This is a genomic window from Thiocystis minor, assembly GCF_016653465.1.
GTDB lineage: Bacteria > Pseudomonadota > Gammaproteobacteria > Chromatiales > Chromatiaceae > Chromatium > Chromatium minus.
In genome coordinates this window covers 1-22,682 of the sequence record NZ_NHSQ01000176.1, presented here as the reverse complement: position 1 = coordinate 22,682, position 22,682 = coordinate 1, and the positions used below count along the sequence as shown (strand labels likewise).

Below are 22,682 nucleotides of genomic sequence, written 5' to 3'. Positions count from 1 at the left end.
ATATGGAAACAAATCCGAAGGCAGCACCATCACAGCTGGAGATCTATGAATCTCAAATTCGGGAATGTTATGGGCGCGTCGTATATACACATAAAACACAAGAGAAATGCGCGGACATCTTAAATGTCAAGAATAATAGAATCAGGCTTTCACAGATTATTTTAACCGCAATGACTACATCTGGGATATTGACAGCTGTATTTGCAAAGAGCGAGATATTTAGGATTAAATTAGAAATGGAAAACATTGAATTCGTGGTTGATATAGCTGAAATAGCCGGAATATTTGCCGCAATCGTTTCTGTAGTCTCATTAGCCCTAACTATGTATACCAAGAAGTACGATCTTGGAGCAATTTCACAGAAACATGCAGACGCGGCTTCGTCCATATGGAATATCCGTGAAAAATATCTTTCGTTATTAACTGACATTCGCGCCGGCGTTATCGGCATCGACGACCTGAGAGCATCTCGGGACAAATTGCATGGGGAACTGCACAAAATATACAAGGGCTCTCCTCGCACCCTATCGAGAGGATACAAGGAGGCATCTGATGCCCTGAAGTGTATGGAAGAGATGACGTTCACAGACGAAGAAATCGATAAATTTTTGCCAAAGCCCCTCAGGAAGAATCAGGGTTAAGGGAGAATCCTTGCTAACATCCTAATTGATTGACATGCCACAAACCGGGGATTGGTTCTACAGCCTCGACCACGATGAGCCCTGCCGGATCATCGGGATCGACTCGCTCTGGGGTGAGCGGACCGCCCAAGTCTGGCTCGCCCGGCGCGATGCCGTCGTCCGGCTGCCGCTGAACCGACTCCGCCCCTTGGCGAATGCGGCACCACCCACGCTCGACCAGCTCTGCTACGTCAGTGCCGCCGCTCGCATCCTGGATGCGCTGGAGCGCGATGTCCTGATCGCGCCGCTCGAAGGCTCGGTGATCCCCCTGCCGCATCAGCTCCACGCCTTGCAGCGTGCCATGTCCGGCGATCGCGTCCGCTATCTGCTCGCCGACGAGGTGGGCCTTGGCAAGACCATTGAGGCGGGTCTGATCCTGCGCGAGCTGAAGGTGCGCGGACTCGCCAAACGGATCCTGGTAGTCGCGCCGACCGGATTGACGAGCCAGTGGGTGAGCGAGATGCGGACACACTTCAATGAAGACTTCCGCCTGGTCCAGCCCGGACATTTTCCCGCCTGGCGCCAGTTGGCGGCGGTCGATGAGACCGACAACCTCTGGCGTCTCCACGATCAGGTCGTCTGTCCGCTGGACTCCGTGAAACCCCTGGAGACGCGCCGGGGCTGGACCCATGAGCAGGTGGCGCGCTTCAACCGGGAGCGTTTCGAGGATCTGGTGTCGGCCGGTTGGGATCTGGTCATCATTGACGAGGCACACCGACTTGGCGGCAGTTCCGAACAGGTGGCGCGCTTTCGGCTCGGCGAGGCGCTGGCGCTGGCGTCGCCCTATCTGTTGCTGCTCTCGGCCACGCCGCATCAGGGCAAGACCGATGCCTTCCGCCGGCTGGTGGGCTTTCTCGACGCCGACGCCCTGCCCGACGAGGCATCGGTTACCCGCGAGAATATCGCCCCCTATGTGATCCGCACCGAGAAGCGGCGAGCCATCGACCCCGAGGGCCAGCCGCTGTTCAAGCCGCGCTTCACCCAGATCGTTCCGGTCGCCTGGGATGACGCGCGGCGCGAGCAGCGCCTCCTGTACGAGGCGGTCACCGACTACGTGCGGGAGGGTTACAACCGGGCGCTGGCCGACAAGAAGACGGCGGTCGGCTTCCTGATGATCCTGATGCAGCGCCTGGTGACCTCAAGCACGGCGGCAATCCGCACCGCCTTGGAGCGGCGGCTCGCGGTGCTGGATCTGCCCATGGGTCAGTTGTCGCTGTTCGCGGAAGACGTGGGCGAGGACTGGGTGGAACTCGACGGTCAGGCACAGATGGACGCCTTGCTCAAGACGCGACTCAAAGGGCTGAAGAACGAGCGCGCCGAGGTCGAGCTGTTGCTTTCGGCGGCGCGCCGCTGCGAGGCGCGCACCACGGACGGCAAGGCCGAAGCCTTGCTGGGCTGGATTCAGCGCTTGCAGCGGGAAGAGAACGACCCGGTGCTCAAGGTGCTGGTCTTCACCGAGTTCGTGCCGACCCAGGCCATGCTGGCCGATTATCTGAGCCAGCGCGGTTACCCGGTCACAACCCTGAACGGCTCAATGGATCTGGAGACCCGTCAGGGCGTACAGCAGGCGTTCGCCGGCGCGGCCCAGATCCTGATCTCGACCGATGCCGGCGGCGAGGGTCTGAATCTTCAGTTCTGCCATGTCGTGGTGAACTACGACTTGCCGTGGAACCCGATGAAGATCGAGCAGCGCATCGGCCGGGTCGACCGTATCGGTCAGAAGCAGGTCGTGCGGGCGCTCAACTTCGCGCTGGAGGACACGGTCGAACTGCGGGTGCGGGAGGTGCTGGAGGAAAAGCTGCAACGCATCCTGGAGGAGTTCGGCGTCGACAAGCTCGCCGATGTGCTGGACTCCGAGGAAGGGGATTTCGACTTCGAGCAGCTCTATGTCGGCGCCGTGCTCGCGCCGGCCGAGGCCGAGGCGCGTGCCGAGGCGCTGGCGGAGTCGATCCGCGCCAGGGCGCAGGCGGTGCGCGATGGCGTGGGTCTCTATCGGGTCGACGAGCCGCTTGATCCCTCCGCCGCGCAGCGGGTCGCCGGACATCAGATGCCCTTCTGGACCGAGCGCATGACGTTGTCGTGGCTGCGCAGCCAGGCCGAGCATGGCGCCCGTGCGCAGGTCCGGGGACGGGACCGCTACGATCTGGTCTGGCCCGATGGCCATCAAGCAACGGCGGTGTCGTTCAGCCGGACTGCGGCCGGGGAGACGGGGCTGACCCTGCTCACCATTGAGGATGCCCGTGTCCGGGGCCTCACGACCCGTCTCCCGCCCTATGCGCCGGGGCTGCCCGTGGCCGCGCTGATTGTCCCTGGTGTCTCCGAAAAGGTAACGGGGGTCTGGTCGCTATGGCGGATCGGTCTCCAGACCAGTTCGGGGCGCGAGCAGCGTGTCCTGCCCGTATTCGTCTCGCGCCAAGGACAGGCGCTCGCCCCCACAGCACGGGTCATCTGGGATCGGCTGGTCGAACTCGCCGATGGCGTGACCCGATGCCCTGATCGGGTTGAGACAGCGACGGCAACCCAGGAGGCCTTCGAGCGCTCGCGGGCAGTCGCCGAGACGCAGGGTGAAGTCCTCTTCCGTGAGCTGACCCAGCGGCATTGGGAGCGCATCGGCCAGGAGCGTCGCAAAATGGAACTGGCGTTCGCCGCCCGCCAGCGGGGACTCGAACGGATCGGCTTGCCGCAGGTGAGAAACCATCGCCGCACGCAGCTGGAACGGGAGGAAGCCGACTGGCGTGCGGACCTGGCGCGGCGCGAGCAGGCGTTGGCTGAGCTGAGCCCATTGCTGCTCGTCGCGATCGTCGCTGCTGGGGAGGCGGGATGAACGACCAGTCCAGTGGCGGTTGGCGCGCCGCCATCCTGCGCCATTTCAGCCCGGCCAGCGCGGCGGCGAGTCGGCTGACCGTCGTCAGCGATCCGGACGCCCTGCTGACCGAGCCAGGAGTGGTTCAGCGGCTGGCCGAGAGTGGTTTCGCTCTCCTGTCGTTCGAGGATCCAGTCGCCTTTCGATTCGCCTATGAGCGCCGTTTTCGTCGGCATTGGGATCGCCGCGAGCCCACGCATCTGGTGCTGGTGCTGCGAGCTGGGCACGGTGATCTCAACCGGATCCCGCATGATGTGCTGGAGGAAGCTTGGATCGGCGGGCGGGTCTTATCCTTCAGTCTGCCCGAGCTGTTTCCGATGCTTGCCTCGGCGGTCGTCGCGGATCTCGATCCCATCCATTTCGACAGGCTCGCGCAGGCGGTCGAGCAGACCAGGCCAGATCCACTCGGAACCCATGCCACTCGCGACTTCGTGCTGCGTCATGTCTTCGGCATCGCGCCCGAGCTGATCAAGACGCCGGCCGATCTGCTGAACCTGCTGCTGCGGCGACATGATCGCCCGAGTTCCTTCCCGCCCGCGCTCGACCGCCATCTCGTCGAGCACCTGGAGATGCAGGGTGATTGGCCTCGGTGGCCGCTCGCTCGGATCGTGTCACGGCGCGAGGATTTTCTCGCCTTTCTCGGCGAACGCTGGTCCCATTTCCTGCTGACGCGTGGCGGCGACGCGGTTCACGACCAGGCGTTACCGGCACCCACCATTCCGGGACCGCTGGAGCTTCCCTTCGATCATGATGATGTCCGCGTCTACGTCGAGCGTCTGTTCACCGACGGGTTGCTGCCGCCGAGCACGGCCATCGCGCCGCATGCGGTTGAAGGGACCTGGTATCGGGTCGGCGTGGCGGGAGATCACGCCGTAGATGGTCGCGTGCGACTTGAGCGGCTGCTCGATGCGCTGACCGCGGACCTGCCGGATGCCGTGGCCGATCACCCGACCTGGTCTCGGTTTGCGTGGCGCTGGGCCGAGGCGCTGAGCCTGCGGTGGCGGATCGACGGCGACGCGGATGCCGAGCTGACCGAGCGGATGGCTTCGCTGCACACCGACATCGAGGCGGGCTTCGCAAGCTGGATGCAGATCCGCTATGCCGCGCTCCACAGCCTCCCGCATCTCCCCTGGCCCACGACCCTGGACAAGGTCGTCCGCTATCTGGGCTACCAGCGCAACCGATCGGCCACGGCCAAGCTGGCGTTGCTGGTCGTCGACGGCCTGGCACTCGACCAATGGCTCGTGGTCAGGGAGTCACTGCAGGATCTGGTCTGCCAGGAGTCGCAGGTCTTTGCCTGGGTGCCGACCCTGACGACGGTGTCCCGCCAGTCGATCTTCGCGGGCGAGCCACCCGACTTCTACGCACAATCGATCGGAACCACGCAGAAAGAGCCTCAGCACTGGGCTCGGGTCTGGGCCGATCAGGGATTGCGTGGGCCGGAGGTCGACTATGTGTGCCAGAAGAAGGACGAGCCAGACGCGGCGTTCGCGGCGCGCGTGCGGGACGCTGCCGAGCAGCCACACTGCAAGGTGCTCGGGGTGGTCGTCGGCACCGTCGACCAGATGATGCACGGGACTGTGACCGGAACCGGCGGATTACATGCCGCCGTCCGCCATTGGGCTCGGCAGGGCCACATCCGCGGCCTTGCGCGTCATCTCCTTTCGCACGGGTTCGAACTCTTCCTGACAGCCGATCATGGCAACATCGAAGGCGTCGGCATGGGCAAACCCAATGTCGGTGCTATCGCCGACGAGCGCGGGGAGCGCGTCCATGTCTTCCCGCATCCGCTCACACGGGAGAAGATCCACCAGGAATATCCTGACACCTATCCATGGCCATCGCTGGGCCTGCCCGATGACTATCTGCCGTTGCTGGCCGCAGGCAGGAGCGCCTTCATCCCCAAGGGGAAACGGATCGTTGGACATGGCGGCATCGCGCTCGAAGAGGTGATCGTGCCCTTCGTCAGGCTGACGAAGGCGTCATGAGCCGGCGCGCGACCATCGGTTTCGACCGCCGGATCGATCTCGACTGGCTCGATGCGGCCGCGGCCCAAGCGGCGGCCGGCGCGCCGCCCGATGCGCTGAGGGAATCTCTCTGGACCTTCCTTGATGGCGTCGTCAGCGGTGACGCGTCAAACACGGCGCGCGGGAAGACGGTCACGGTGTTGAACCACATCTGGGGCGCGGTGCCGCCGTCCGCTCTCGACCTGCGCCAGCGTGCGATTGAGCGGCTCGCCACCTGCACAGCCGAGGAACGGCTCGCCCTGCACTGGGCGATGATGGTCGGAACCTATCCGATCTTTTCCGACATCGCCTCGGCGGCGGGACGGCTCTTGAAGCTGCAAGGCCGCTTCACCCTGGCCGTGCTGTCACGTCGGCTCGCCGATCACTGGGGTGCGCGCTCCACACTGCTCCGCGCCGTCCAGCGCATCGTTCGCTCGATGGTCCAGTGGGATGTCCTACAGGACACGCCAACACCGGGGTACTTTGCCGGGCCGACCGGCCCAAGGGGGATCGATTCGGACATTGGGCTGATTCTCATCGAAGCGCTGCTCGTCGATGCCGAGCAAGCGTGCCTGCCGCTAGATCAGTTGCTGACTCATCCAGGACTCTTCCCCTTCGAGCTTGCGCTGACTGTGGACCAGGTCCGAGCCGCGACGCAGTTTCGGCTGTATCGTGAGGGGCTCGACACCGACATGGTGGAGCTCGATACCGAATGCAAACGCATGGGCTGCGATTAAGCCACAGCCCAGACTGGATGGGACCGGTCAGCAATTGATCCTACCGGTCCGTGAAGCGATCTCCGAGAGGAATAACAACGACCATGGACTACCCGCTCAAACACATCTCCATCCGCGTACCTTGGCATGACACCGGCTGGGACGGCCGAGTCTGTACCAATCCACATCTGAATGATGCCTGTCTCAAGCTCAAGCGCATTGCCGAAAGTCGCAATGACACAGCCGAGCAGGCGGTATCAGGTAAGAGTCTGGAGGAACTTGAGCCATCACAGTGGCCGGTCTGTGTCGCGGAACGGGTTGGGTTCATGGCCCCGTTCGAATACGAGCGAACGGTAAACCATCCATACAACCGAGGGCCAGAAACGAGCCATGGCCACTTCAAGCCAACACCGTTGCGCTATCCAGCCTATTCAGCTGCCGTCATGCCGTTCGAATGGATGCTGCGGGAGACGATGGGAATCAATACGCAGGAGCACAACCTTGACGTGCATGGAGAGCGTGAGCCCGACCTGGGCTTCGAGACACCGTGGGTGCAAGATCACCGCAACCAAACGGCACTCCTCGATGGCTTTGCCGGGCACATCAAGCCAGAGCGATCACTCTGTTTCTTCTATGCCAAGCAAGCTCCCTTTGTAGAGGACTCGGCCAGTAGCCGCATTCTAATTGGCATAGGTCGTGTTCAGCATGTCGGCGAACTGCAGGAGTATACCTATTCGACGAAGGCGCTTTCGGGCAAGCTGCGATCCATGGTTTGGGAACGGATGATCCAGCATTCGATCCGCCCCGACTTCAAGGACGGCTTCATCCTGCCCTACCACGCGGCGATTGCCAAGGCAGCCGAGGATTCTGAATTCGATGCAGCAGAGCTGGCCGCACTCTCTCCAGCAGACCGATTGCTTGAGTTCTCCTATGCATCGCAGTTGGTGAGCCACGACGGGGCTATCGCTTCCTTGCTGGCCTGCGCGGAGTCGCTGCGCAAAGCCAAAGGTACTCTGGAAGGCCCATGGGAACAGTGCCTCAAGTGGATCGACGCGCGGCTCGGGGAATTGTGGAAGGCGCGCGGACCCTGTCCAGGGCTGGGCGCCGCGCTGACGGCCTTTGGTCTGGACTTGGGCACCTTTGCCGCTCGCGCACTCGCCGAAAAGGCGGGCGACAACGCGGACCCGTGGCCCCTTGTCGACCAAATGTTCACTCATCCTGACAAGATCTTACCGACACCTCTCGCGAAGAGCATCGATAAGACACTGACGGCCAAGTGGTCACGTCTGCCCGAGGATCGCCGGGCACTGCTGAAGCTCATCAGCCGCTTCGAGATCACGGGCGAACAGGGAAAAAGGCTCTACGTCCAGGAGGAGCGCGCCAAAGCTGGCATCGACACGACGGACCAAGCAATTCTTGCGAACCCCTATCTCCTCTACGAGCTGACACGCCTCACTCATGACCCTGTTAGTGTTTGGACGGTCGATCGCGGGGTCTTCCCCGATGCAGTGATTCGCACGAAGCATCCATTACCAGCGCCCACGGTATTGGATTCCGGAACGGATGCGCGTCGCGTGCGGGCATTGACGGTAAAGGTGCTCGAAGACGCGGCAGCAGCCGGCAGCACACTCTTGCCTCAGTCCCAGGTCGTCCTCGGAATCCGTGATCTAACGCTCGATCCCGGCTGCAAAGTCGACGGCGACTTGATGGAAGTGGCCCGAGACAGCTTCGACGATGTCATCGTCACGACGGCCATGGCGAACAGTGCCCCTGCCCTCCAACTCGGCCGGCTCGCGGAGATAGGCAAGACGATCCGCGATGCGGCGGAGAAGCGTATCAGTGTCAAGGCCAAGCGCCATATCGTCGATGCAGACTGGAGGGCCCGGCTTGATCAACGTCTGCCCGATATGCCTGCCAAAACAGATGATGATTACGAGATCGAGGAAAGTGCGCGGGTAGAGAAGAGCGCGGCTCTAAAGGAGCTTGCCGAATCGCGGCTGTCGGTTCTGGTTGGCCCGGCAGGCACAGGCAAAACCACACTGCTGTCTGTGCTCTGCTCGCACCCCAAGATCGAAGAGGGAGGCATCCTACTGCTCGCACCGACCGGAAAGGCGCGTGTGCGCCTCGAGCAATCGACTCAGGCACTCAATCTCAAGGGCAAGACCATCGCTCAGTTCTTGACGCCGCACCGTTATGACGCGACGACAGGGCGATACCACTTGTCGGACCAGAAAGCGCCCGATGCGGATGCGTGCACGGTCATCATCGATGAGGCTTCGATGCTCACGGAGGAGATGCTCGGCGCACTCATCCAGGCATTCAAGGGTCTGCACCGCCTAATCCTGGTTGGTGATCCACGCCAGCTTCCGCCGATCGGTGCCGGTCGCCCCTTCGTCGACATTATCAACCGGCTCTCGCCCGACGGCGTGACGGAGCGATTCCCGCGTGTTGGGTCTGGCTACACCGAGCTGACAGTCCGGTGCCGCCAGGGTGGTCAAGATCGCGAAGATCTCCAGCTCGCCGAATTGTTCAGCGGATCGCCGATCGCGCCTGGCGAGGACGATGTATTCGACAAGGTGATCCGCACTGGCCAGAGCCGGCATGTGCGCTTTGTGCAGTGGGATACCCCGGACGAGATTCGCTCTCGACTGATCGATGTTCTGGTAGAGGAGCTCAAGCGAACAAACGAAGACGATGAGGAGATTGCCGCACTGGCGAACCCTGAGGATATTGCCGGATTCGATCAGACGATCGGGGGAACACCCTGGAATGAAATTCGGTTCTTCAATCCTCACAGAGGCGAACAGAAAGGCGCCGCAGAGATTGCAGAGGGCTGGCAGATCCTTTCCCCGGTGCGTTCAGGTGCGCATGGAGTTCCCGAACTGAATCGCTTGATACATAGACAGTTCCGACAGGAAACAATTCATGCTTGCCGTCAGGAAGGATGGAAACGTAAGTACCCTAAGCCAATGGGAAGCGAGCAAATTGTTTATGGTGACAAGGTAATCAACCTTGTGAATACCAATCCAAAGTTGCCTTGGAACCGCCACCGCAAGGTCTATCCAGACAAGGACGACGCTTACATCGCTAACGGTGAGATCGGCATGGTCGTTGGCTACTATTGGAGAAGAGGTCAACCCGATCTGCGGTGGAAGCTCGAGGTGGAACTCTCGTCTCAGCCTGGCTTCAAGTACAGCTTCACGGGAAAAGACTTTGGCGAAGAAGGCAGCGCCATTCTCGAGCTCGCCTACGCCCTAACGGTCCACAAGTCCCAGGGTAGCGAGTTCGGCACGGTCATTCTTGTTCTTCCGAACCCGTGCCGACTGCTCTCACGCGAGCTGCTTTACACTGCGCTCACCCGCCAGAAGAACCGCGTCATCATCCTACACCAGGGCCAACGCACCGATTTGCGAAAATTCTCTACTGATGATCACTCGGAGACCGCCCGGCGCCTTACCAATCTTTTCGTCCCACCATCACCGATCGATATCGAGGGCCGATTCTTCGAGGAAAACCTGATTCACCGGACGATGCGTGGAGAAATGGTGCGATCGAAGTCCGAGGTGATCATCGCGAATGCATTGCACGCCAAAGGCTGCGACTATCGTTATGAGCGCCCTCTGAAAATCAATGGTGAAACGAAATATCCCGACTTTACGATTGAGGACATGGAGTCAGGTGAGACGTTCTACTGGGAGCATTGCGGCATGCTCCATGTGCCGAGCTATCGCAGGCGCTGGGAAGAGAAGCTGGCTTGGTACAGAGACCATGGGATTCGGCCCCGTGATGAAGGTGATGGAGAGAACGGGACACTCATCATCACCCAGGACGAAGCGAACGGAAGTATCGACTCCAAGAGTATCCATGACCTCATTGAGGAAAAACTTTGCTCTTGAATTTAGATTAAAGCACCGATTGATCTCGACGGCTGACCAGCTGCGCCTGTAACGATGGATGATCGAGTCTACAGCGGATCTGGCAGTCGTCGTCCGGAGTATGAGCAGGGAAAATTCAAGGAGAAGAGGATGGGAGAATATTCTGGTTTCATCCAGAATCCGCTCGAAGTGGTTCAGCGGTTACGGAACGATCTCGGAGATCGATACAAACCTGGATTTCCAGTTCTCAAGGAGCTGATCCAAAACGCCGATGATGCGGAGGCCACGCACGTGGTCTTCGCGCTGATTCCAGGGCTCAATGAGGCGCGACACCCACTGCTCCAAGGTGACGCACTGTGCATCGTCAACAATGGCCGTTTCGAGACGAAGCACGACCGCGGCATTCGCAGCTACGGCCTGAGCAACAAGGTTGCGGATCGAGCGGCCATTGGCAAGTTCGGCCTGGGGATGAAGAGCGTCTTCCATTTCTGTGAAGCCTTCTTCTTCCTCGGTCATATCGCCGACCGCGGGCCGATTGCGCGCATTGTCAATCCCTGGAGTGTTCCTGAGAGCTTGCGCGAGGAATTTGCGCCCATCCATCCAAGCTGGGAGCGATTGTCCTCCGAAGACGCGCACGCAATGCGTCAGGCGCTCGCGACGATTATCAAGGGGCTTCCCACCCCCCAATCAGAGCAGTCCTTCGTGCTCTGGCTACCCTTGCGGCGGGAAGTGCATCGGCGGGAAGGCGACAAAGTCACCGGAGTTATCGTTCAGGAGTTCCCAGGTGACGGAGACGACTCCCTGTCATTCTTTCAAGACCCACGGCTGCCGATTCAGGTTGCCGACGTGCTTCCGTTGTTGCGCCATGTGGAGCAGGTCAGCTTTCAGCCAATCAACATGGATCGCTATCAACCTTTCCATATCGAGATCACGGATCCGGCTCAACGCTTGCACGGTCCGACAGCTTCGGGAGAGCACAGCCTAAAGGGCCTCATCGACATCCAAGCCAAGGGGGATACGAAGGCTCAATCTCATTTCAATGGCCGCGAGACCCATCACTGGCTCGATGCGCTAAAAGCCTTACACCACGGCCCCCAATGGCCGGAGACCCACCGTACCGACGATCTCGGTAATCCAGAGCCAGAGCCCGAGCGCGAGAAGGCCGAGCCACATGCAACGATCGTCTTCACCACGTCCCCTGCATCGGTCGCATCACGAGGTCATCTGACGATCCGTTGGGCGGTCTTCCTGCCACTCGAGGACGATCTCGTCTCCGAGACGCTCTTCTGCGGAGGCGATCAAGATTTCAGCTGTACGCTGCATGGCTATTTCTTTGTCGACCCTGGACGTCGGGGCATTCATGGGTTCGATGTCCTTGGCAAAGGCGAGACAGAAAAACCTGCCGACTCCGTCGATGCGGTCCGGATTGCCTGGAATCAGTGTTTGGCGACCCAGGGCACGCTGCCCCTGCTATTGCCGGTTCTGCATGACTACGTGACGACGCTTGATCCGGAACGTCACGTGGAAACGGGACGCCTCTTGGCCAAAGCCTTCGCACGCAGTCAGCTCTGGACCAAGTTCCGCGAAGTCATCACTGAGTCAGCGCAATGGGTGCTCGAGCTGCAACAAAGCGGACCGTCTTGGTCGCTCGTGAGCAGCGAGCGGCCATTGCTGCCTTTGCCGACCCCGACACCTTCAAAACCAGATCCGGCTCTACCTTGGCGTGTCTTTCCAAGAATGTCGGAGCTGGAAGGTACCTACACGTTCGTCGCGGCCGATGCTCAACATCTGACGCCGCGCGGCCTTAGCGCCCCCGACTTAGAGCAAGCGCTTGGTTTGTTCAGCCATGTCAAGGCGGCAGAGATTCTGAAGAGTCCCGATGAGCTAGGCTACCTCGTCGATACCGTGGCGTTGTTCTCACTGGATGGTCTGTTGCACGAGAGATCGCTCCAGCAGCAGGTTGTGGCGCTCGTTCGAGAGGGATTCTCGCAGATCGGTCTTGACGGCATCCGGTCGAACAAGAAGCAGATCAAACGCCTCACCGGGTACTTGCCGCACGCCATCCAGCTCCGACTGTCTGAGAGCGTTCCGCCAGCACTGCGTAAGCGGTTACTGACGTGCAGCGTGGCCCTATTGGTGCTGCCATCCGAGCTCTGTCCGGACAAACTGGAGGATGAGGCAAAGCTTTCGTATCACGATGCCGAGAAGCTTCTGGAAATCGTCGGCGATTGGATCGAGGAAGCGTCGTCGCACGGAGAATTCGCGGCTGTCCTGAACCTGATCTACGACCTGGCCAGCCGAATCGACGGTGACTCGAGTGCATCAGCCTCGCTCATGCGCGCCTTGAGGAATCGGCGACTCATCCCGGTCTTCTACGATGGCCAGGGCGATGGGGACCAAATTCGGGCGATCACACTGGCCGAGATCGAAAAGGCGCGTCAGGCATCGCTCTTGTTCAGGCGCGGGCAAGTCAGCGACGACCAAGGACGCGCACTGGCTAAACCGCTGCAGAAGGCGCTGGCCAGTGGTCGGATTCTTGTTCTCGAACAAAAGATCCTGGCGCTCCTGGATTTCGACAACAAGGAGATCATGAGCTGCGACGCCAAGGGTGTACTGCATGCGCTCGGCTCCCACGTTCATACGTTGCGAGAACCGATTGAAAGGAAGTCTCTGATACGCCAATTGTCCGACCCCGGCAACGACGAACGGGCCAAACGCGGGTTTCGGTTTCTCCTACACGGGGGAGACGGTCACTGGAGCGATCTGCAAACAACGCTCTGGTTTCGGGACGCGGAAGAGGGCACGGCTTGGGAGCGCCTCTGGAGTCAGTTGAATACCGGCTGGAATCTGATCGATCCTGACCTCGCTCAGCATGTCACGGATCCGGTCCGCCAGGCACTCGGTGTCAGGCGCATTCGTGCGAAAGACCTACTCGACGCCATCAAGACGCTCAAGCAAGAAGGACTTGCTCGAATCGATGCAAGCGCCTACGAGTCCCACGAATGCATCGAGATCCTCACTCATGCGGCCACCGATGAAGTCGTCTGGCGCATGCTGCCGTTACACGAATGTACGGACGGACGGCGCTGTGACCTGCTTAGGGAGCGCATCTATCTGGATACGGGGCGCCCCGCACCCGTCGACTTCGCTGATCAGCTGCGCATCATTCGCCGCAGTCACAATGATGACTTGCGCCGGTATCAGCAGCGACTGATCACACCACCATTCGATGCGCGAGAACGACTGGATCTGCTGTTGTCAGCCGCGCAACCTGCGCGGTTTGTCGAAATGATTCTCGACGATGTACGCGATCTGGACAGGACACTGGACGTCGATCTCAAACAGGCTTTGAAAACAGCCAGATGGGTTCCATACCTCGCCGGCGCGGCGTTCACACCGTCTGACATCATCGACTGCGAGGACCCATCCGGCCTGATCCGCGATCTGGCGACGCAACACCAAGATGGCGCCTATAGCTTCGTCGATCTCCTGCCACAGAGCATCCTGGATCACCCTGGATTTAGCCTGGTCCGTGATCTGGGTCTTTTGGCCCAAGGTGACGACGCCCTCAAGACGCTTGGATTATTGATCGGCGAATTGCCCGACTACCACCTTGGCGCGCTGGAGGATGAGCCAACAGATCTGCTGCAAGCATTACCCGTGCTCGCTGAGATGCCTCGCAACCTTGAGCCCGCCAAGGGGTGGGCGTTGTTGTTAAGCCTTACCCAGGCGCACCACCCGGAGGATGTCGTGAGCTACGTCTATCCGGAGATGGCAAGTGAGCTAGACGACGAATTGGAGATCGTTCTGCGGGTGCTGCGCTGGATTCGGCGACAAGGAAAACCGAATCCGCCCCGTCGCGCCGCGTTCAACCTCTATCTCCAACGCTTCGCCGCGTTGCCTGGCGCGGAGGAGAAACTCGGGGCGTTAGAGTTCATGGACAGCGGCGGTGACTGGCGACACGCCAACGAGCTCTGCGCCAAAGCGGAAGATATCGAGCGGCGCTTCGTACTCCATGAGGATCACTATCGCATCCTGCGGGACTTGGTGGTACCGGCCAATGCGCTATCAGCTAAATCGGATGCAACATCCCCGGCTTCACCGACCGTAGAAGGCGCGGCATTCGCAACGCTGCTCGAGGATTACTTTGATACTTGGCGCGACAAAATTCCAGATGCCCTGATTGGTGCTTTCGTCTTTGTCTGCGGGACCACGCCAGAAGTCAAACACCTTGTCGAGAAATACAAAGGTAATCAAATCAGTCTCAGGGATTGGCTTCTGGCAAAGCTGCCATGGAAATCGCGACCCGATACGCCCGGCCAGACAAAAACCTGGGCGGATCTTTACTGGAAAAGCCCCGAGGAGGCGATGGGCTGTTACAGTTTTTTAGCGGTCAAGGTAAAGAGTAACGAAGTCGCGGTATCCTCGATCATCGGCGATCTACTGCGGGTCAAGCGTGGCTCCAGCGCAAAGGGTTTCGTCACAGTTCGTGGCGACAACGATCTCGATCGCATTCTGATCCAGCTTGCACCGGTGGAGGCTAGCCAGCACTCTCCAGAAGCACTCGCGGCCATGCTGCGACAATCGATCCGGTTGGTCGCGGAGCAATGGTCGGATCAGTGGCTTGGCGATCTTGCTACACTGTGGCCAGAGGTGGAGAGTTCGGACCAGATCGCGATTCATGTCGCACGCAGCCTGATTCTGGAAAGCCTCCCGATCCTCGCGACACAACTGAAGCCTAGCCGTCACCCAGGGTTGATGAGCGCGTTCAAGGCTTTCGACCAGGCCCGAGCCAAGGTCGTCGAATATCGCGGTCATGATCGCGCCACGCAGTTCGAGCAGGAACGCCAGGACGCTCTAAGACAGATCCAACAGTTGATCGAGCGTGACGAAGCGGCACGTAATGCCTTGCTGGAGGGCGTGCGCGGCAAGATCGAGGAATTCCAGTACAAGCGCGAGAGCATCCCATTCGAGCTGTTTCAGAACGCAGACGATGCGGTTTACCAACAGTTGGAGATCCTGCGCTTTACGCAAAAGGCTAATTCTACTTTGTTACCTTCAAAAAATCTTTAAGTGTTTAAATTTTATGATAATAAACAAAAATACACATAAACAATAGGGTTCTAGTGGCGCGTTGAGCGCCTATAATCACCCATAAACCGCCAACATCTATCTTCAATAGGGGCATAGTAAATGAAGATTTATTGCGCCTAATAAAAAATAACTTAAAATTCATTAATTTATGCGACAGTCAAAGTTAACAAAGTAGAACTAAAGGCAGCTTCTCCGATACTCAGCCGGACCCGTCTCGCTTCGTCGTCGCGATCGAGAAGGATGCGCTGACGTTCATGCACTGGGGTCGCCCGCTGAACGCGGCAGGTGATCCCTTTCCTGGCCGTGACCGCGACTATCATCGCGATCTCGAGAAGATGCTCATCGTCAACGCGTCCAATAAGGAGCCTCCAGCCACCGGCAAGTTTGGGTTGGGGTTCAAGAGCGTTTTTCTCGCCTGTCAGGAGCCTCAGATCGTCAGCAGCCGACTGAGTCTGCGAATCCTCGGGGGAATGCTACCCATGCAGCTCGAGGACGATCGCGATCTTCGGCGACTGCTCCGCGAGCATGCGCCGGCGGGCGGCGGGGCGGGCACAGGCATTCGACTCAGCTTGGATCCCGGCTCTATCTCTCCCTTGCTCGACCGATTCCACAAGATGGCTGGTGTCTTGTGCTGCTTCGCCAAGTCGATCCGACAAATCGATCTTGGCGGCACCAGCTTCACCTGGTGCCCCAGCAGTTTGGAGCAGGCCCCAGCTTTCGGCATTGGGAGCTTATTGGTCCCGGATCCGAAAGATATGAGTGTCATGACGCGAATCCAGGCCATGCGCATCGGCCTTGGCGACGGCGCGATCCTCTTTGGGCTGGATGGATCAGGCGTGAAATCGCTGCCGGAGACCATTCCTTCGCTCTGGGTTCTGGCTCCGACCTCGGAGGACGCGGCGCTTGGCGTCGCACTCAACGGGCGCTTCGATGTCAACGCGGCACGAACCAGTCTGGCTGATCGCGAGGAGCACAACCACGCCGTCGCCGAAGCACTCGGGCGCGGCTTGAAAAATGCCCTCGAAGACTTGCGGCTCGCCGCCGACCAAGACTGGGAAACGGTTCGCCACGCGATCGGCTTGAACGAGGGAGTGACCCCCTACGATCTTTGGTACAGCCTGTGGCGATCCCTACTGGGTGGAATCCAGAAGCGAGAGCCAAGCAAGGTGCGATCACTTGTGCAATGTACTGCTCAGGTTGGGCTCGGAGAGCTCGCCTGGAGTCGCTCGCTGCTTCCGAACGGCTTGCCAACCACGCATCGTGCTATGATACGGGTCAGCGATGTTCGGCTGGTGTTACGAGACGCCTTGTCCATTCCGAGCGTGTTGGAGCAACTCTTCGGCTGGAGCCACTTCGCCGACGCGATTGCTCCACGAGAAACGGTATCCGCCGAAATCCATGAATGGGCGACTCTCGCGCATCCTCCATACGCTACTGCACGGGCGCAGTGGAAATCGAGCCGGCTCGCCGATTGGGTATCCAAGCTCATGGATCACGGCCAACAGGTGCGCCTCAATCCGGAGCCGGCGCGTATCTGGGACGCCATTTTCGACTCTCTGAAACTGGATGACCTGAACAAGGGCCAGCGAAAAGATCTTGAAGACACGGAGAAGCTGTTCAACGGCGCAATGTTCCAGGACGTGACGGGCTGTTTTGCCCCGGCGGCGGAATTGCTGATGGCCGATCCATCCAACCGCGATTCAGAAGAGCGGATGCGTTGGGCCTTCGCGCCCGACCGGCACAAACTCAACACTGACTATGATGCGGCCGGCCGAAACATGCTGAGGCGCTGTCGGGGGCCAAGCGGGTTCAGGGCTGACACTCGGCAGTTGGCGCGCTGGATACGCGAACTGAAGGATAACGAGGAACGGAGAACCGCAGCGTTGGTGTACTTGCGTGACGGAGAGCTAGCCACACGCGTGATTTCGGATCTACGAACCATGGCATTTGACAGCTCCTGGCTCTCGGATCTGAGACAAGAGTCACCCTACTTCCAGAACTGGCCACGCGAGCAAATTTTACAAGTCCTGGTTCAGTTTAAGAGCACTGAAAGTCAAGATCGGTTTGTGTCGGAGCAAGAGCACGACAGCGATCAGCAAGAATCGCATCGCCCCGTCGATGTTGCGAGAACCCTCTTGAAGTTGAGAGATTTTTGGCAACGACATGGCGCTGTTTACATCAAGGAGTATGAGCAGCACATCTATCCAGGAGGAGTCGCGCCAGTGGATGCGCTGCGATCCGATGACGACGGTAATGGCGATCGCTCGGCTTGGTTGACCCTGTTCCTTCTGGGACATTTCCACACCATGGGTTTCGGCCAAGGACATCGGAATCAAAATCGGGGTTTCCTCGAAATGTGTCGCCAACAAGGTTGGTGGGAGCAGGTCTTCGCAAGAGCCGATCCGCGCAACAATTTCGAGGCGTGGATGGGCGTCCTGGATGCCTATATCGATGCTCAGACCGACGCTCAAACTTACGAGCACTGGATGCAACGCTTCCCGGCCATCTATCGCCTCGCCTGCTATCTCGACGACTACCGCGAGCTCATGTTGGGCCTTCCGATTTGGGGATGGACGGATGGCGATTGCCGGCTCGCACAGGACAACGTCTTGAAACCGCGCGCAGCTTCAAAGCTTGGGGGAGGAGGCATCTCGGCACCGCCATTTCACAAGACGCTGGGCATCGGCGCTTGTTTCGTCGTCCGCGAATTGCTCCGACTCAAAGTGGTCGATGGCGCGAAGGTTCCACATGCCTGCGCCTATGTACCGACCAAAAAAGTACGTGTTCTTCTCGCGCAGTGGGGTTACGAACAATTCGAAGGCACTGGGGCTGACATCGGTCTATCCAAAGAAATCCACGCAATCCTTGTCGAGCACTTGGAACAACCGGAGGACGCCCGCTTCGATGGGGCCTATGACATTCCGCTTCAGCTGATGGCTTACGACTCGCAAGTGAAAAGCAGCTGCACCGTTTATGCATCGTAATTCCCTGATATCGATGTTGATCCAGATAGGAGCCTGACCATGGACGCCGCCGTTGCGCTCAAGACCGATGATGTCGTTGTCCACGAGGATTTGGGCCGGGGAACGGTCATCCTCGACCGGGGCGAGACGGTCATCGTGCGTTTCGATGCAGGACTCGAGGAATGCGAGAAATCCCTGCTCAGACCAGGTCCTCAAGTCGGCACGAGCATCTGCCAAGGCGACTGGTCACCGGCAATCGACGCGATCACCTACTTCCAGGCAGCGGCCATCCTGTCGGTTAACGACCAGTGGGGGGTCTTCTCCCGCTCTCAGATCGCCTTGCTGCCTCATCAACTCTGGGTCTGTCATCGGGTGTTACAGCAGTGGCCGGCACGCCAACTGATCGCCGATGACGTGGGCCTGGGTAAAACCGTCGAAGCGGGGCTCATCCTCTGGCCACTCATCAGCAAAAAACTGACCCAACGCATTCTCATCCTCTGTCCGGCCGCCTTGGTGGGGCAATGGCAGCAGCGTCTGCGCAGCATGTTCGACATCCGCCTGACGCCTTATCTGACTGCGGCGGACACACCCAAGGCGGACTACTGGAACGGAACCAGCCAGGTCATCGCATCGCTGCCGACACTGCGCCAGGACCATAATGGTCGTCACGCCCGGTTGTTGGCGGCTGAACCCTGGGATCTGCTGATCGTTGACGAAGCACATCATCTCAACGCCGACGAACATCAAGGTGCTACCTTAGGTTATGCACTGATCAAGAAACTGATGGAGCACGGCAAGATTCAGTCCGCGCTCTTCTTTACCGGCACCCCGCATCGGGGCAAGCCCTATAATTTCTGGGCATTGCTGCATCTGCTGCGCCCAGACCTCTTTGATCCCGATCGCCCCGATGCAGAGCAGATTCCCCATTTGCGCGAAGTTCTGATCCGCAACAACAAGCAGTCCGTGATCGATATGCAGGGACGCAAGCTTTTCAAACCCCTTCAGCAGCATCCCATTACGTATCGGTATAGTGACACCGAACGCGAGTTCTATCGGAACCTGACCGATTTCATCGCCAGTGGCAGGGCCTACGCCTCCACGCTCTCCAAAAACGAGGGCAAACAGGTCATGCTCGTGCTGATCGCGATGCAGAAACTGGCGTCCAGCTCGGTTGCCGCGATCCGTAAGGCGCTCAAAGGTCGCCTCGGCCGACTGACGCAGGAGAAAGAGCGGCTGCAACAACTCTTGGTCGAGGAGCAGGCACGTCTGGCCAATAGTACTCCATTGGTTTCAGCAGAGGACGACGCGGATCTGCTGGACTTGCAGCAAGCGCTCGATGAACTGGCGGTCGAGAACACCGCTGCATCCATTACTTTGCTCGCCAACGAGATCCCACACTTACGCACCCTCGTCGAGGCGGCGGAGGCCGTTGGGGAAGAAACCAAGATTGAGCGCATCCTGGAAGTCATTCATGCGGACTTCCCGGATCGCCAAGTTCTGTTCTTCACCGAGTACAAGGCCACTCAGGCGTTGTTGATGTTCGCGCTGATCCGCCAGTACGGCGACGGTTGTGTCGCTTTCATCAATGGTGACGAGCGCATTGAGATGGTGGTCGGCGTCAGCGGCCAAAGTCAAAGCATCGCGTTGTCACGCGAGATCGCCGCCGAGCGCTTCAACGCTGGCGAAGTTCGGTTTCTTGTATCGACCGAGGCCGGCGGCGAGGGCATTGATCTTCAGCACCGTTGCCAAACCCTGATTCATGTCGATCTGCCCTGGAATCCCATGCGTTTACATCAACGTGTTGGTCGCCTGCATCGCTATGGTCAGTCGCACCCCGTTGACGTCGTCTCGCTGCGCAACGAAGAAACCGTCGAGGCACTGATCTGGAGCAAGCTCAATGTCAAAGTCGGCCATATCATGCAAGCACTGGGCTCCGCCATGGACGAGCCCGAGGATTTGCTCCAATTGGTGCTCGGCATGAGCGACAAGAGCCTCTTTACCGAGTTGTTCTCGCAGGCCGCCAGCGTTCCTCGGGAGAAGCTGTCCGACTGGTTCGATGATAAGACCAAGACCTTCGGTGGCTCCGCCGCTATCGATACCGTCAAGGCCCTGGTCGGGAACGCGGCCAAATTCGATTGCCAAGGACTCAAGGAGATCCCCGCGCTGGATTTGCCGGAGCTGCGCCCCTTTTTCGAGGCAATGCTGATCAAGAATCAGCGCCGACCGACCTGGAGCGACGATCGTCTATCGTTCAAAACGCCGAACGCCTGGCTTACAACCCCGGCAGTTCGACGGCATTACAAAGACGCCGTCTTCAGCCGCGTCCGCTCTGCCGGCGGATCGGAGATCCAGATCATCGGCGTCGGTCATGCGGCGTTCGACCACGCTATCGCACAGGCATTGGAGCAGGAAGCCGTATTGGCCATGATTGATGGACTGGAGCATCCAATGGTGATTGCCAAAGTGTTCGATCGCGTGACCGCATCGTCCGGCACCGTTCGGAGTCGGGTGTTCGGAATCCTGATTCCAAAAGATGGCACCACCGCATCTATCCTGACGGACGACAAACTACTCCTGATGCTTAACCAGACCAAGGTACGCACCAAGGCTCCTCCGCTTTCCATCGCGGTAGACCGAAGCCTCCTTGAGCAAACATTCGTCATCGGCATTGAGCGATTGCGACAATCCCTGCCAGCACTGGGACTCCCATTCAAATATCCAGAACATCAGCCTTTGGGATTGCTCTGGCCCGAGTCGTCAGTTAAATAATTCAGATGCCTGCTTGGCTTGCATGATGTCCTGATCGACGTCGACGTTGTCTAAATCATCAAGATCAAGATCAAGATCAAGATCAAGATCAAGATCCTGGGTGTCGTGTCCGGCAAGATGCGACTGATGGGCTAAATCGGTGCGCGGAAGCCGAACACGTCTCTGCGGCATGGCTCAAACGCGCAACGCGGTTTCCTCAGTGTTCGGGCGCTCGGGAAGTGGGAAAAAGACCTGATCCAACTGTGACCACAAATCGCGCTTGGCCATCTGAAGGCGGATGCGCGGCATCAATTTGAGCTGTTCGATCGCATCGTCGAAGGTCCAGCGTTCTTTCAGCATGTGCTCGACATCCTGTCCAAAGGTGGTGGACGCATATTTTTGCAGTATCACCCAGCCAAGAATACGGTGATCGAAGGTATCAAACAGCTCCAGCTCTTGAATCGGACGGCGCCTGAATTCCAAAGCCCCCAGATGGGCGTTTAGCCAAATCAAGGTCGGAACCCGTGTGTGTTCTAGGACCGCCTTTGTGCTGCTCAGGGTTTCATCGGCATCCGGACCACCGGCGATCACCGAATTAATGACGACCTGGACGTCCAAACTCTCCAGCACGGAGAACAAGTCGTTTTCGACTGCATAGGCCATGAATGATTGAAAGCCATTGCTGCCGACATCGACGATGATGTGCATCTCCGGCGTTGCCCCAGAGGCAATCTCTACCAGTTCATCGAACGCCCGGGGGTTGATCACATGCGCTTCCGAGAGCTTGAGATACTGACAATTCAGTGACTTATAGCGCAGCAGTGTCGGATTGGTGGTGTCAGTATCCAGACAGCGCACTGGGAAATTCGCTTCTTGGAAATACTGCGCCAGAATCGACGAGACGTAGCTTTTTCCCACGCCGCCTTTCGCTTGCAAGGTAATGAAAACTTTGGACATGATCGAATTCTCTGAAAGGCGCTGGCCTGTGCGGCCATGAGCGCACAAGTAGGCGGTGAGTCAAGACAGATCATCGAAATCCGCAGTGGGATTCCAATTGAATGTTTTCGGCGTCAGCACGGACGGTCGCGTTGGTCGTTCGGATGAATGTCCCACTGCGGCGTTTTCTATGAGGTTCGATCGCTCATGGCAGCCAGGATGGCTCAAGACGGGCATGACGGTGCGCGTTGCCTCGCCCACCGCTGGCGTCTTCGTTTGCAGTGCGCCAGACAGCACTTCCTGCTTGATCGCGCTGACGTAGCGCCTGAATTGCCGTTGGCTCATGGGCGGCGGTAAGCCAAGCGCCTGAAAGGCATAAAAGATCCGCACGCTTGAAAAACCTCGATTCAATCCTTGAGCGATCAGATCATGGTAGGCATCAATGAATTGCCGCGCGTCAGACGGGGCCGTTTTCTCTAAGGTGCTCAGGAATAACTCGGACAATGGCTTGGTGTTTGAAGCGTCACTCATCTGATGGCCGCGCGCATGGATTTCCCCGATGGTCGGACTGTCCGTCAGGTGTCAGCCATCTGTCCCATCACGTCCGTTGTATGATCAACGCTGTCCGCGTCATTTCCTTGCGATGACCGATGTCGTCCGCATGGCGTCTAATCCATCCCATTACACACAACTCCCCGTGTGCGGGTAAAATAGGTTTGAGCATTCACGTTCATTGGGGATCGCATGGGCTGGGCAGAAGACGAATTTCGCGGGATCGCTCTGGGCGACGCGCGCCGCGAT

11 protein-coding genes are annotated in these 22,682 nt (G+C 59.0%); 8 read left to right on the top strand and 3 right to left on the bottom strand.

Annotated elements, in window-relative coordinates:
* The first annotated feature begins 2 nt into the window (after nucleotides 1-2).
* The 8 genes from CCR95_RS22810 (at nucleotide 3) to CCR95_RS22775 (ending at nucleotide 20,966) form a co-directional block, all read left to right on the top strand.
* Entirely contained in the window at nucleotides 3-641 is a 639-nt protein-coding gene (locus CCR95_RS22810) for an SLATT domain-containing protein (RefSeq protein WP_201098783.1), read from the top strand.
* Between the two features lie 34 nt (nucleotides 642-675).
* Nucleotides 676-3,504 carry a DEAD/DEAH box helicase gene (locus tag CCR95_RS22805; RefSeq protein ID WP_201098782.1) on the top strand — a complete coding sequence of 943 codons (2,829 nt, stop codon included), beginning with the start codon at nucleotides 676-678 and terminating at the stop codon, nucleotides 3,502-3,504.
* Nucleotides 3,501-5,531: a BREX-3 system phosphatase PglZ gene (gene pglZ, locus CCR95_RS22800; RefSeq protein ID WP_201098781.1), complete on the top strand. Its 2,031-nt coding sequence runs from the start codon at nucleotides 3,501-3,503 to the stop codon at nucleotides 5,529-5,531. The genes CCR95_RS22805 and pglZ overlap by 4 nt, the downstream gene beginning before the upstream one ends.
* Nucleotides 5,528-6,286: a hypothetical protein gene (locus CCR95_RS22795; protein ID WP_201098780.1), complete on the top strand. Its 759-nt coding sequence runs from the start codon at nucleotides 5,528-5,530 to the stop codon at nucleotides 6,284-6,286. The genes pglZ and CCR95_RS22795 overlap by 4 nt, the downstream gene beginning before the upstream one ends.
* An 83-nt stretch (nucleotides 6,287-6,369) precedes the next feature.
* Nucleotides 6,370-10,161 carry an AAA family ATPase gene (locus CCR95_RS22790; RefSeq protein ID WP_201098779.1) on the top strand — a complete coding sequence of 1,264 codons (3,792 nt, stop codon included), beginning with the start codon at nucleotides 6,370-6,372 and terminating at the stop codon, nucleotides 10,159-10,161.
* A gap of 129 nt (nucleotides 10,162-10,290) precedes the next feature.
* Complete coding sequence (locus CCR95_RS22785; protein ID WP_201098778.1) at nucleotides 10,291-15,213, top strand: sacsin N-terminal ATP-binding-like domain-containing protein; 4,923 nt, start codon at nucleotides 10,291-10,293, stop codon at nucleotides 15,211-15,213.
* A gap of 275 nt (nucleotides 15,214-15,488) precedes the next feature.
* Nucleotides 15,489-18,218 (top strand): hypothetical protein, encoded by a 2,730-nt coding sequence (locus tag CCR95_RS22780; protein WP_201098776.1) that lies wholly within the window; start codon nucleotides 15,489-15,491, stop codon nucleotides 18,216-18,218.
* 135 nt (nucleotides 18,219-18,353) lie between these two features.
* Nucleotides 18,354-20,966: a DEAD/DEAH box helicase gene (locus tag CCR95_RS22775; protein WP_338115485.1), complete on the top strand. Its 2,613-nt coding sequence runs from the start codon at nucleotides 18,354-18,356 to the stop codon at nucleotides 20,964-20,966.
* Here the strand turns inward: CCR95_RS22775 and CCR95_RS22770 are convergent.
* From CCR95_RS22770 to CCR95_RS22760, 3 genes are read right to left on the bottom strand one after another with little or no spacing between them, the layout of a single operon-like run.
* Nucleotides 20,955-21,137 (bottom strand): hypothetical protein, encoded by a 183-nt coding sequence (locus CCR95_RS22770; RefSeq protein ID WP_201098772.1) that lies wholly within the window; start codon nucleotides 21,135-21,137, stop codon nucleotides 20,955-20,957. The two genes, CCR95_RS22775 and CCR95_RS22770, sit on opposite strands and share 12 nt — an antisense overlap.
* Before the next feature lie 3 nt (nucleotides 21,138-21,140).
* Nucleotides 21,141-21,902, bottom strand: a complete 762-nt coding sequence (locus CCR95_RS22765; RefSeq protein ID WP_201098771.1) for a P-loop NTPase — start codon at nucleotides 21,900-21,902, stop codon at nucleotides 21,141-21,143.
* Between the two features lie 60 nt (nucleotides 21,903-21,962).
* Nucleotides 21,963-22,412 carry a hypothetical protein gene (locus tag CCR95_RS22760; RefSeq protein WP_201098770.1) on the bottom strand — a complete coding sequence of 150 codons (450 nt, stop codon included), beginning with the start codon at nucleotides 22,410-22,412 and terminating at the stop codon, nucleotides 21,963-21,965.
* Nucleotides 22,413-22,682: the final 270 nt, after the last annotated feature.